Origin of the sequence: Streptomyces sp. NPDC004539 (assembly GCF_040610055.1) — a bacterium.
In the GTDB taxonomy this organism is placed as follows: domain Bacteria; phylum Actinomycetota; class Actinomycetes; order Streptomycetales; family Streptomycetaceae; genus Streptomyces.
Window position 1 is genome coordinate 414,471 of the sequence record NZ_JBEXLS010000004.1, and the last position, 12,068, is coordinate 426,538.

The window sequence follows — 12,068 nt, forward strand, 5'->3', positions numbered from 1 at the left end:
CGGGGGTCACCCCAGCAGTACCCCAGCGCTACCTCAGCACTACCCCATGCGTACTTCACAGACGCCCCCACAACTCCACACATCGCCCACTACAGTCTCTAGTTGTGCCGTACGTCACACCTGGGGGGTTACATGCGGGAGATGACCAAGGGCTCGAACGTGGCGCTGGCGGCGTTGAGCGAGAACGCCGGTTCGGTGATCGTGAGCCTGAGTTGGGTGAGTCCGACGGGCGAGGGGGACGCGGATGTGTCGGTACTGCTGCTCGACGGGAACGGAAAGGTGCGCGGTGACGGGGACTTCTACTTCTACAACAACCCCGTCGCGGCCGACGGCAGCGTGCAGATGCTCGGGAAGACTCCGACCGAGAGCGGCGACGAGGACCGGATCAGCTTCGATCTGACCGTGGTCCCCGAGAGGATCGACCGCATCGTCGTGGCCGCGAGCCGCTACGGGGGCGCCGGGTTCGGGGAGTTGGAGGATCTGAAGGTGACGCTGGCCGACGGGAGCGGGGAGGCTCTCGTCGGGTTCGCCATCGAGGACGCGGGCGCGGTCAGCGCGATCATCTTCGGGGAGCTGTACCGCCGGGGCGAGGAGTGGAAGTTCCGGGCGGTCGGCCAGGGGTACGACACCGGACTCGCCGGACTGGCAACGGACTTCGGCGTGGACATCGAGGACGACGCGGCAACCGACGACGCCGGGACGGACGACGCGGACGCGAACGGCACGAACGCCGACGACACCGTCGTACCCGTGGAGCGTCCCGTACCGGGGCTGGTCCCCACCCCCCGGCCACCCGCCGACGAAGCGACGCCCGTCGGCGAAACGGTGCCTGTCGGCGAGACGGTGCCGAAGAAACCCCTGCGCCCCCGGACCGCGAAGAAGAAGGTCACCGTCCCCAAGGCGCCGAAGAAATCCCTCGCGGAGAACGACAGTTGGCGGCAGGCGAGGCTCTTCCCCGCATCGGCCCTGAAGAGCGACCGGGACCGGGAGACGCGCGCGACCTCGGTCCTGCTGTCGGTGATGGCACAGGTCCCGGAGTTCGGCCGCAGGCTCACCGCCGCGTTCGGCGCCCCGGCCGGCCGGATGGAGACGTTCACCGAGGTGTCGTTGCCGCAGGGCGACACCCCGAGGCGCCCGGACGGAGTCATCCGCGTCGAACGGGCGGGCAAGCTGTGGACCGCGCTGGTCGAGACGAAGACCAACGGCAACGCCCTCAAGTCCGAACAGGTGCAGGCGTACATGGACATCGCCGCGCGACGCGGGTACGAGGCTGTCATCACCCTGTCGAACGACGTGGCCCTCGACGGCAGCCCCCTGGTGGACGTCAAGGTCGACGGACGCCGTAAGCACAAGGTCGCCCTCTGGCACCTCTCCTGGGCCGAAGTCGCCCACCAGGCACAGATGTTGATCCGTCACGAGGGCGTCGGCGACAAGGCGCACGCCTGGCTGCTCCTGGAGCTCCTGCACTACCTCCGGCACGACAACTCCGGCTGCCACGGCTTCCAGAACATGGGCGCGGCCTGGGTCCCCGTGCGCAACGGCATCGACGACGAGACCCTGTGCGCGGGCGATCCAAGGGCGTTGGACGTCGTGGAGAGCTGGGAGCGGCTGGTCCGGCAGATCTGCCTGAGCCTCGGCGGCGAACTGGGCCAGAAGGTCCTGCCCGTCCAGCGCGCGAAGCGCGGCGCCGACCCCAAGGAGCGCCGCAGCCGCCTCGCCGACCAACTCTGCCTGGACGGGCGCCTGTCGGCGGAACTCCGGATCGAGGGGGCGCCCGGTGTCCTGGCGGTGAACGCGGATCTCCGCACGGCGAAGCTGCGGACGTCGATCGACATCCCGGCGCCCGCGCAGGGCTACCCCCTCACCTGGGCCAAACGCCTGGTCCGCCGCCTCGCGGACGCCCCCGCCGACCTCCACGTCGAAACGCTCGTCGAGGGGGAGCCCGGCGGCCCGCGTGGCACCCTCGAACGTCTCCGCCCCGAACCGGCGGACCTCCTCCCGAAGAACCCCGACACCCGCATCACCGGCTTCCGCCTCTCCCTGTTCAAGGGGATGGGCAGCAGCCGGGGAAACGCGGAGTCGGGGTTCATCCGCAGCGTGGACGACGCGGTCAACCGCTTCCACGAGGGCGTCGTCGTCCGCCTGGAGACAAGCCTGGAGACAAGCAGGGCCTAGAAGTCGTCGGCCCCGTTGCGCAGTTCGTACGTCCAGTACCCGGTGAGCGCCTTCGCCGGGTCGACGGCGATGCCGTCCGTGCCGGGGGCGGAGACGGTGATGACGGTGGAGTCGCCCTCCAGGACGACCTGGAACGCCGAGACGGGTTCGTTGTCCTCGTCGACGCCGCCGTCCGAGAGCTTCACGAGGGCGTAGGCGGGGGCGCCGGCGGCCAGGACGACCGGGGTGGCGGGCTTGCTCTTGGCGACGGCCGGGACGTCCTGCTTGTGGCTCTCCAGGAACTGGATACGCGGGAAGCCGGTCAGCCGGCAGGAGTGCCGGGTGGTGTTCTTCACGGTGAGGACGAGGTGGGTGTAGGGCGGGCCGTCCTGGAGGGCGGCGGTGATACGTACGTCGCCGGCGGCGCAGACCGGAGTGGAGGCGGACGCCTTGGCGCCGGCCGTACCCGTAGTACCCGTAGTACCCGTAGTACCCGCAGCACCCCCCGTAGTACCCGTAGTACCGGACGTCCCCGTGCCGTCAGCCGCCGTCTTGTCGGCCGCCGACGTAGCCGCCACCGGAGCCGAAGCCACCGTCGCCTCGGGCGACGCCGCCCCCGAGGTCTGCGTACCCGTCCCGCTCTGGCAGGCGGTGAGGGACAGAGCGAGGGCGGTCCCCGCGAGGGCGAGCAGAGCGGAGCGGTGCGATGCGGTGTTCATGGTGAGGTTCCCCGTAGGTGAGAGAGCGGTAGAAGTGGTCAACGGTGGTACGGCGAGGGCTACTTGAAGCGCCCGGGCCGGTAGTCGGAGGGCAGCGTGTGGACGAACTCGCGCGGATCGGCGTGCGCGGCCTCCAGCTTCTCCGGCACGCTGTGGTAGCCGAGGGCGTACAGATTCCGGCCCGGGTCCCAGGTGTTGTACGCGTACATCGCGTTGCGCTTGAGCTTCATGTGCGCGCTGGGAATGTTCAGGACGAGGGCGGCGCCGTCCGCGCGGTCGCCCTCGGGACGGTCGTACGCGTAGACGTGGTTGAAGCGGACGTCGCTGATCGTGCCGTCGTTGAGCAGGCGGTAGGCGACGTCGCTGCCCGCCTTGTGCGCCTCCGTGCGCTCCAGCCAGCCCGCGGTGAACTTGTGGGAGGCGCCGGGGTATTGCTCGGCGAGGGCCCTGACCTTCGCCTCGATCCGGTCGACCATCTTGTTGTAGGCGGAGTCGCTGCTGCCGTCGTCCGGCACCTTGAAGTTGATGACCTTGTCCACGCCGAGGGCCTTCGCGGAGGCCATGAACTCGGCGGTCCGGGCGGCAACGACCTTGCTGACGCCGTCAGTTGGCCAGTCGAGACCGTGCCGGCCGCCCGCCGCGCACGGATGCGGGGTGGGCCACTGCGTGATGGCGCAGGGGTCCATGTTCATGCGGACGGCCAGATCGGGGTTACGGCCGTCGGTCACGAGGACGAGGTAGACGGGCCGGCCCGCCGCCTTGTGCTCCAGGATCGACCCGGCGAGGCCGAGCGCGTCGTCGTCCTGGTGCGGGGCGTAGAAGATGGCCGGCTTGGCGGCGGCCGACGCCGCGTGCGCCGGGAAGGCGACGGCGGCGGCGGTCAGCACACCGGCCGTGAGGACGCCGCGCCGGGAGAGCCCGGGGGCGTTGCTGTCGTCGTTCATGTGGGGGGCCTCGTTCGCACGGGGTGGAAACGGCAGGGGACGGCGGTGCTTGCGCGTCCGCCTTCAGTCGACCACCCGGCACCCCCTCCGACCAGGCAGTTCTCCCGGCAGAAGTACGTCCGTCATACTTCTGCCGGTGGCTCTCGTCCGGACGAGCCGGATGATCGGAGACATCGACGGTGCGGGTCGGCACCCCTTCCGCGGGGGATTTCGGGCAGCGGTTGCGGGGGCTCAGGGCCCAAGCCGGCCTGAGCCAGGAGGCGTTGGCGCACGCGGCCGGGGTGAGCGTGCGGGCGCTGGCCGACATGGAGCGCGGCCGGACACGCGGCCCGCAGCGGCTGACCGTGCGGGCGCTGGCCGAGGCGCTGAATCTGGACGACGCCGGCGAGGCGAGCCTGGAGGAGGCAGCCGCCGCCGGTCGCCCACGCCCCAGAGCGACGGCCCCGACGGGCACCCTGTCGCTCCCCCGGGACATCCAGGACTTCACCGCGCGCGGTCCCGCCCTGACCCAACTCCTGGACGCCCGCCCCTCGGTGACCGTCGTCTCGGGCCAACCCGGCCTCGGCAAAACGGCGTTCGCGGTGCACGCCGCCCATCTCCTCGCCCCGCACTTCGCGGACGGTCAACTCGCCCTGGATCTGCACGGGATGGACCCCGAGCCGACGACCCCGAGGGACGCGCTGGCCCGGCTGCTGGGCGCGGTGGGTGTCGCGGACGCGGCGATCCCGGCCGCCACCGAGGACCGTGCGGGCCTGTGGCGGTCCATCTCCGGCGAGCGGCGCCTGCTCCTGCTGCTGGACAACGCCGCCGACGACGCACAGGTCGTCCCGCTGCTGCCGGGCACCGGCCCGTCGATGACGATCGTCACCAGCCGCCACAGTCTGGCGGGCCTGGAGGCGGTGCACCGTACGGACTTGGCCCTCCTGCGCCGCGAGGAGGCGGTGGAGCTGCTGACCCGCATCATCGGCCCGGACCGGGTACGCGCCGAGGCCCAGGCCGCCCGCGACCTCGCGGACCTGTGCGGGTGTCTGCCGCTGGCGGTGCGGATCGCGGGGCAGCGGCTGCTGAGCCGGCCGGGCGAACGCCTCGCCAAGCTCGTCGCCCGACTCGCCGCCGAGGGACGCCGGTTGGACGGGCTCCAGGCCGGAAGCCTGCGCGTACGGGCCGCGTTCGCGCTCTCGTACCGCCAACTCCCGTCCGACTCAAGGACGTTGCTGCGGCGTGCGGCGCTGGCCGCCGGTGGGGACTTCAGCCCCGAGACCGGCGCGCTGCTGGCGGGGCTGCCGTACGACGATGTCGTCGACCGCGCGGAGGAGTTGACCGACGCCGGGCTCCTCCAGAGCGACCCCGTCGCCGAGCGGTACCGCTTCCACGACCTTCTCCGTTTGTACGCCGCCGAGTTGACCGAGGCCGAGGACGAACCCGGGGTCCGGGCCGAGGCGTTGGACCGGACGGCGGACTGGATGCTGCGCCGGGCGACCGCAGCCGCGCTGCACTTCGACGTCGACCACGAGCCGACCTCGCGGGACGACCCCGATCCGGACGGCGCCCCCAACGGCCGTGAGGAGGCGCGGGCCTGGCTGGAGGCGGAGCGGGCGCAGTGGCTCGCGGCGCTGCACCGGGCGCATGCGGCGGGCCGGTACCGGCAGGTTCTGGACACGGCGCGGGCCATGCACTGGTTCTCCGACGTGAACCAGCACTGGGAGCAGTGGGTGGACGTCTTCCGGCTCTCCGCCGACTCCGCCCGGCTGCTGGGCAGCAGACAGGAAGAGGCCGTCCACCTCAACTACCTCGCCTGGGCCTACAACTTGTGCGTGCACGACCCGCGCGCGGCCCTCACCACCGCCGACGCCGCACGGACGGCGGCCCGCGAGTGCGGGGACGGGCTCCAGGAGGGCTGGTCCCTCGGGTACGCGGCGGGCGCGCTGCAACGGCTGGGCCGGGGCGGCGAGGCGGAGGAGCGCCTGCGGGAGGCTACCCGCCGCCTCGCCGCGCTGGACTCCCCGCAGGCCCGGCTGGCCGAGCTGACCGTCCTCAACACCCTCGGCACACTCCTGCGCCAGACCGGCCGCGCGGCCGAAGCACTCGGCATCCACCGCCGCTGCGAGCGGATCTGTCTCGCCGGTGTGCCCGGTCGTACGGCCGATCTCATGGCGATGTACCACGCCGTCGCCCGCCAGCACATCGGCAACGACCTCGCGGCGCTGGGCCGTTGGTCCGAGGCGGAGGCTCCGCTACGGCAGGCGCTGGCCCTGTTCGACACGGCCCAGATGCCGTCCTGGTCCGAACCGGCCCGCCTCGACCTGGGCCGGGTCCTGGGCGCGACGGGGCATCCCGAGGCACGGGAGGCCCTGTTGACGGCGCATGACGCGTTGGCGGCGATGCGGAGCCCTAGGCAGGCGGAGGCGGCGGAGGCGTTGGCTGCGCTGGACGGGGGGTAGGGGTCAGCGGAGGGAGGTGGTGAAGGTGTGCCAGGTGGTGGGAGTGAGGAGGAGTACCGGGCCGCTGGAGATCTTGGAGTCGCGAACGGCAACGGTGCGGGGGACGTTCCGGGCGACCTCGACGCAGTTGGCACCGGGGTTGCTGTAACTGGACTTCGCGAACTGGAACTGAGGAGGCACGGGGCTAACTTTCCTTGCGGAGGCTGTCGATGAGCGCGATCGAGTCTCGTGGAGCGAGACTAAGCCGAACGACCCGATCGAACACCTCGTTAAAGTAGCCGCTCTCCTCCGCGTCCTCCATCCATGTCATGCCGGTGTGGGTATCGCTCTGGACGACGTCGAGCGCCCCGTCCTCCGCGAAGGAGAGGATGCTGAACGAGGCGGTGTTCGCGGGATGCGCCCCGGTCCAGAACGGGAGCACCTGGAGTCGGACGTTGGTCAGCGCCGAGAGGTCGAGCAGCCGCTCCAACTGCCCCCGCATGACACCGGGTCCGCCGATCTGCTGCCGCAGCGCCGCTTCCCAGATCACGGCGTAGTAGTGGACGGGGTTGTCCCCCAGGAGGCGCCCCTGGCGCTTCTGCTTGACCTCGACTTCGGCCTCGATCTCGTCGGGGTCCTCCCACGCGGGATGGGCCACGCACAGCGCACGCGTGTACCCGGCGGTCTGGAGCAGACCCGGAATGAGCGCCAGTTCCCAGCTGCGGATGCGGCTGGCGACGTCCTCCATGGAGATGAACTCGGCCATCGCCCCGTCCCCCACAGAACCGCGCCACCACCCCCTCGCCTTGCGCCGCTCACGGTCCAGCTTCGCCAGGTCGAGCAGCCGGGCCAGCACCTCGTGATCCTCAAGTCCGTACGCCTCGCAGAGAATCCGGATGTCCGGGTCCCGCATCGGCACCCAGCCCTGCTCCATCTTCACGATCTTCGAGTTGGTGGCGTTGATCGCCTCGGCGGCCTGGCGCTGGGTCTTGCCGGCGGCGTCACGCAGGCGCAGCAGCTCCCCACCCAGCTTGCGCGCCAGGACAGTTGAGGTCCGGTTGCCCAGTGGTGTCGTACGAGTCACCGACCCAGTGTGTCTCATGAACCACACTCCGTCACCCGTTGGAGACAATAATCTCCGATCCGCTTGCGCCCAAGAATCGAACCCCCCTACCGTCGGGCCAACCCACCGCACAAGGGAGGCCGGAACAATGCCCACCCACCACGAAGACGAACGCACCTACACCCCCACCGCCCACAACGTCACCCGCGCCCGAACCCGCGCCGCCGAACTCACCACCACCTGGGGCCACCCCACCCTCGCGGGCGACGTCGCTCTCGTCACCAGCGAACTCACCACCAACGCGATCCTCCACGGCAGCCTCCGCGACCGCCTCATCCACATCCGCCTCGCCACCACCGACACCACGCTCCGCCTGGAAGTCAGCGACCCCCGAGCCGAACGCGTCCCCCACCCCCGCGAAGCGACCCCCACCGAACAGTTCGGCCGCGGCCTCACCCTCGTCAGCGCGCTGTGCCACGACTGGGGCTACGGCCCGCGCGACGGCATCGGCAAGACCGTGTGGGCGGAGTGGAAACTTCCCGGCTGAAAGAGCCGTACCTAGACCGGGAGCCGCCAGTTCGGCCCGTCAGGGGAACCGATCCATACGACTTGCTCCCACGGCGTCGCCGTCATCCCGAACCCCGCGAGATCCGGACCCCCTTCACGCTGCCAGGCGTGCAACCCCTCCTCCACCTGGTCCCACAGACGAAGCGGCCCGTGCTGGTGGACGACCCGGCCCTCGGTCCATGCCTGAGAACCGGTGGCCACGTCCCGAAGGACGACACCGGTACCTGTCTCCATCAACTCGGCGGAGGGAGCGGAGAGTTGCGCGACGAACCGGCCCGCCCAGCTCTCCAGAAGACCGGGGTCCAGGTGAAACGGCCGAGTGTCGCCGTCCTGACGGAAGTAGACCGCCGACGGGGGACGTTCGTGAGGGCGGGCCAGCATGTAGCTGATGGCGTCGGCGGTGAAACGGCCCTGGGCGACGCCCTCGTCGTCGAGAGTGAGGCGGATCAGCCCGGCTGCGAGCGCCCATCCGCTGATCGTCGTGGTGATCGTCCCGCCCTCGTTCAACTGCCAGAACCAGGAGGGCGGCACCGTCCGCACGGAGCACGTGGCGACGATCGCGTCGTAATCGGCGTGTTCCTTGCACCCGTTGAGCCCGTCCCCGACGGCGAGGGAGGGTTCGTACCCCGCGTCACGCAGATGCCCGGCGGCGCGGGCGGCGATCTGTGCGTCGTACTCGATGCTGACGACGTTCTCCGCGCCCAGACGATGGCAGAGCAGGGCCGTGGAGTAGCCGGTCCCCGTACCGATCTCCAGGACCTTCTGCCCCGGCCGCAGCCCGGCGACCTGTGCGGTGCGCACGACGAGGGAGGGGAGGGTGGCCGAGGAGGTGGGGCTCCCGGTGATCGGACCGCGCGCATCGCCGGCCTCGACGCCGTCGACCTGGGTGACCCAGGTCCGGTCGGCGTGGACCATCCGCAGCCACTCGTCCTCGGCGGTCTCCACCCGCCGCACCGGCACCCACCCGCCGCCCGTGGCGCTGAAGACGGCGTCTCCGAGGAACCGCTCCCGCGGCACAGCCGCGACCGCCGCCCTCCACTCCGGCTCGGCGGGGATGCTCGCGGCGAGTGCGGCCCTCAGGGCGGCCGGATCAGTGGTCAAGGCGACCTCCTCCGTGCTGGAGCCGGTCTGCGACGGCACGGACCATCCTGCCGGTAATCGGCTCCGGGAACCACGCGAACTGTCCGTTCGGGTTGCATTCGTACCACCACACGCGGCCGTCGCGGTCGACGCCGAAGTCGAAGGCGCCGAAGACCAGGCCGAAGGCGTCCAGATACCGGCGAACACATGTGGCCAGGTGGGCAGGGGTGTCGACGAGCGAGTAGGACAGGGCGTCGTAGTGCCGCCGCCAATCCGTTCCGGGGGACCCGCTGATCCGGACGGTGAAGATCTCCTCCCCCACGGCCGTCACCCGAAGGTCCGCCACCGACGGCACGCGCTTCTGAAAGAGGTGTGCGGTGTGTCCGACTCCGGAATCCAGACCGGCGGGGTCGACCTCCTCGACCCATACGGTCAGGGCCCGGCCGGCTGCGTCCTGGTAGTCCGTACCGCGCAGCGGCTTGTAGACCACCGGCCCGTGCTCGCTCGCGAACTCCCGTGCGGCGGACTGCTCGTTGGTGAGCAGGGTGGGCGGGACATCGAAGCCACAGCGAGCCGCGACGGCGAGTTGTGCGGGCTTGTACTCGGCGTCGCGGTTGCGCCAGGGGTGGTTGACGTAGTGCGCGCCGGGGAGTGACGCGAGGACGCCGCCGAGACCGTACCGGGCCTCCTCACGGCACCAGTGGGCGTCCTGCTCGGACATTCCCGGTGACGCCGTGTACGGACGAGGACGCCGCCAGTACACGGAGCGCACCTCGTCGAGGAACGCCGTCCGCGTCGGCGTCCGTAGACTCCCACGCAGTCCGGGGACTCCCAGGCGGGCGACGACGGAGACGTCCACGGGGAAGTCCCCCGGGTCCAGACGGACCACCGGGACCTGCCGCCGGTTCAGCTCCTCAATCACCACGTCGGCGGTCGCGTCGTCGACCCGCGAGACCACCAGAACGGGGTCGGGCGAGGTCAATCCGTATCGCCCTCTTGGTCGCTGCCCTGATCCGGCGCGCCGTCCAGACTGGTCTTCGTCTGGGTCTCCTTGCTGGTCTCCGACTTCTTGTGCTTGTTCACGAGAAGCCTGTCGACGCCATCCGGATCGATCCATCGACCGGTCTGCGTCACAGGGTCGAGGACGACCTCTGCCGCAGGGAGAACCACCGTCTCGGGGTAGGGCCTCATCCGGGTCACGCCCCAGGGCACCGCCGTCTCGCTCACTCCCACCTCCTGTACGCACATTATGTTGCGCATCGATCACCTGCGGTAGTGGACATCCGGCCCACGCCTGGACGCAATCACCTTTCCCCACACGGCACTTCTTGCGCGACTTTGCCACTCCTTTACAACCCGCCCCACCTCCCCCTCGTCTCCCCCACGAACCGCACCCCGCGGCCCACGCGAGAGACAGAGGCCCCTTGATGAGTTCCCGTATGCGCCGGCTCGCCGGAGTGACCATCGCCGCGCTCGCGACGACCCTCGCGACCGCGTTGCCCGCTCACGCGATCAACCGGGTGGACTGTGGCGACCGGAGCGACTTCCTGTACTTCGAGGTGGACGGCGCGAACCCGTGCTTCGCGAACGCCGGGACGATCGACGTCGCGATCTACGGCATCGGCTGGATGAGCACCGGCAACAACGAGGTCAGCATCAAGTACCGGACGGTTCTGGGTGGGCCGTTGTGGGACTCGGGGCGCCTCGCGAAGTGGACGGCGTTCGATCTGGGGCTGGCGTCGGGGGCGCCCAGCAAGAAGGTGCACAAGATCGAGCAGATCACCATCTACTGAGCGACGCCGGACGCCAACAGGGGCCCCGTACCGCTGAGTTACGCCTCCCTTTCGGTACGGGGCCCCAGCCACGTACGTGTACGAGGCCCCCCACCCCGTCCGTACATGTGCGAGGCCCCTCCCCTACCCCGCCACCTCCAGCACCGCCTTCCCCGAAACCCGCCGCCCCCGCAGCGCCTCGGCCGCCTCCCCGAACCGTTCCCAGGACCCCCGCCACCCCACCTCGACGCCCAACTCCCCCTCGGCCGCGAGCCCGGCGAGAACGGCGAGATCTTGACCGGCCGGACTGTCGATGACGAACGAGGACAGGGACTTCGCGGGCCCGACGGTCGCGTAGGGCGGAAAGACGGCGGGCTCGCCAGAGGTCCACCCGACGCTCTGCACACTCCCACCAGGCGCCAACAAACCCCAGACGGCGACGAGTTGGGACCCGCCGACACTGTCGACGACGACATCGACGGCCCCTTCGATCCCCTCCACCCCGACGACCACCTCATCGGCCCCGACCAACCCCTCCCCCCGAGCCACCGACCCCACGGAAGCGATCACATACGCCCCACTCCGCGCGGCAAGCTGCACAGCGAACCGCCCGACTCCCCCGGACGCCCCGGTCACCAGCACCCGCTTCCCCGGCCCCGCCCCACCAGCCCGCAACGACCGCAGCGCCGCCACCCCGGCGACCGGCAACCCCACGGCCCGCCCCGACTCCAACTCCCCCGGCACAACAGCCAGTTCCCCCACCCCCACAGCAACCCGCTCGGCAAACGCCCCCGACGTCAACGCCACCACCCGCTCCCCCACCCCAGGCCCACCCCCACCCTCGGCACCCCGCACCACCACCCCCACAAGATCCGACCCGAGCACACCCCCCACCGGCACCCGCCCCGACCGGGCATCGTTCAAGTCCCCATAGTTCAACGACACATGAGACACCTGAACCACCACCTCCCCCTCCCCCACCCGCGGTTCCCCCACCTCCCCGAGCCGAACCGCACCCGGCACAGCCGGATCAACAACCAGCGCACGAACACCCACGACACGCTCCCCCTTGGCTCACGATCTGTAACTGCCCCCATCATCGGTAGCCACCCCCACCCCCGGAAGAGGGCACTTTCCTGTGACACAGGCACACCCGTGTGACAGAAGACCGGCCCTCATTTCATGGCTCACCCGTCCGGCGGAACGTCCACTCGGATTCTCCTGACCTCCGGATACGGCGCTTCCATGCCTCTCAGTCACCGCTTTCTCACCAAAACCGTCCGGACGACCCCCTTCCCTTTCGGCGAGAAGATCTTATGATTCACCTACTTATTTTCAGCCATCCAATC

General features: G+C 70.3%; 12 protein-coding genes. 4 read left to right on the forward strand and 8 right to left on the reverse strand.

Going from position 1 to position 12,068, the window contains the following annotated elements:
• Positions 1 to 132 precede the first annotated feature (132 nt).
• On the forward strand, positions 133 to 2,175 hold the full coding sequence (locus ABZX85_RS11305) for a TerD family protein (RefSeq protein ID WP_355865093.1): 2,043 nt from the start codon (positions 133 to 135) through the stop codon (positions 2,173 to 2,175).
• Here the strand turns inward: ABZX85_RS11305 and ABZX85_RS11310 are convergent.
• Both ABZX85_RS11310 and ABZX85_RS11315 read right to left on the reverse strand, forming a co-directional pair.
• A complete protein-coding gene (locus ABZX85_RS11310) occupies positions 2,172 to 2,873 on the reverse strand; it encodes a DUF4232 domain-containing protein (protein WP_355865096.1) in 702 nt (233 codons plus the stop codon). The genes ABZX85_RS11305 and ABZX85_RS11310 overlap by 4 nt on opposite strands.
• 59 nt (positions 2,874 to 2,932) lie before the next feature.
• Complete coding sequence (locus tag ABZX85_RS11315; RefSeq protein WP_355865098.1) at positions 2,933 to 3,817, reverse strand: PIG-L family deacetylase; 885 nt, start codon at positions 3,815 to 3,817, stop codon at positions 2,933 to 2,935.
• Between the two features lie 179 nt (positions 3,818 to 3,996).
• On the opposite strand from ABZX85_RS11315, the gene ABZX85_RS11320 reads away from it, so the two are divergent.
• The gene (locus ABZX85_RS11320) at positions 3,997 to 6,258 is read left to right on the forward strand and encodes a helix-turn-helix transcriptional regulator (protein WP_355865101.1); all 2,262 of its coding nucleotides are present in this window, start codon (positions 3,997 to 3,999) and stop codon (positions 6,256 to 6,258) included.
• Positions 6,259 to 6,261: 3 nt separating this feature from the next.
• Here the strand turns inward: ABZX85_RS11320 and ABZX85_RS11325 are convergent, their stop codons facing one another.
• Both ABZX85_RS11325 and ABZX85_RS11330 read right to left on the reverse strand, forming a co-directional pair.
• On the reverse strand, positions 6,262 to 6,438 hold the full coding sequence (locus tag ABZX85_RS11325; protein WP_355865104.1) for a DUF397 domain-containing protein: 177 nt from the start codon (positions 6,436 to 6,438) through the stop codon (positions 6,262 to 6,264).
• 4 nt (positions 6,439 to 6,442) lie between these two features.
• On the reverse strand, positions 6,443 to 7,339 hold the full coding sequence (locus ABZX85_RS11330; protein WP_355865107.1) for a helix-turn-helix transcriptional regulator: 897 nt from the start codon (positions 7,337 to 7,339) through the stop codon (positions 6,443 to 6,445).
• A 109-nt stretch (positions 7,340 to 7,448) separates the two neighbouring features.
• On the opposite strand from ABZX85_RS11330, the gene ABZX85_RS11335 reads away from it, so the two are divergent.
• The gene (locus ABZX85_RS11335) at positions 7,449 to 7,847 is read left to right on the forward strand and encodes an ATP-binding protein (protein WP_355865110.1); all 399 of its coding nucleotides are present in this window, start codon (positions 7,449 to 7,451) and stop codon (positions 7,845 to 7,847) included.
• 11 nt (positions 7,848 to 7,858) lie between these two features.
• Here the strand turns inward: ABZX85_RS11335 and tgmC are convergent, their stop codons facing one another.
• The 3 genes from tgmC to tgmA are packed head-to-tail and all read right to left on the reverse strand — an operon-like array spanning position 7,859 to position 10,174.
• The gene (gene tgmC, locus ABZX85_RS11340; RefSeq protein WP_355865112.1) at positions 7,859 to 8,968 is read right to left on the reverse strand and encodes an ATP-grasp peptide maturase system methyltransferase; all 1,110 of its coding nucleotides are present in this window, start codon (positions 8,966 to 8,968) and stop codon (positions 7,859 to 7,861) included.
• Positions 8,958 to 9,929 (reverse strand): ATP-grasp ribosomal peptide maturase, encoded by a 972-nt coding sequence (gene tgmB / locus ABZX85_RS11345; RefSeq protein ID WP_355865115.1) that lies wholly within the window; start codon positions 9,927 to 9,929, stop codon positions 8,958 to 8,960. The genes tgmC and tgmB overlap by 11 nt, the downstream gene beginning before the upstream one ends.
• A complete protein-coding gene (tgmA, locus tag ABZX85_RS11350; RefSeq protein ID WP_355865117.1) occupies positions 9,926 to 10,174 on the reverse strand; it encodes a putative ATP-grasp-modified RiPP in 249 nt (82 codons plus the stop codon). Before tgmA ends, tgmB begins: the two co-directional genes overlap by 4 nt.
• A 200-nt stretch (positions 10,175 to 10,374) precedes the next feature.
• Between tgmA and ABZX85_RS11355 the strand changes: the two genes are divergently transcribed.
• Entirely contained in the window at positions 10,375 to 10,740 is a 366-nt protein-coding gene (locus tag ABZX85_RS11355; RefSeq protein ID WP_355865120.1) for a beta/gamma crystallin domain-containing protein, read from the forward strand.
• A 123-nt stretch (positions 10,741 to 10,863) separates the two neighbouring features.
• Here the strand turns inward: ABZX85_RS11355 and ABZX85_RS11360 are convergent, their stop codons facing one another.
• Positions 10,864 to 11,643 carry a zinc-binding dehydrogenase gene (locus ABZX85_RS11360; RefSeq protein WP_355865123.1) on the reverse strand — a complete coding sequence of 260 codons (780 nt, stop codon included), beginning with the start codon at positions 11,641 to 11,643 and terminating at the stop codon, positions 10,864 to 10,866.
• Positions 11,644 to 12,068: the final 425 nt, after the last annotated feature.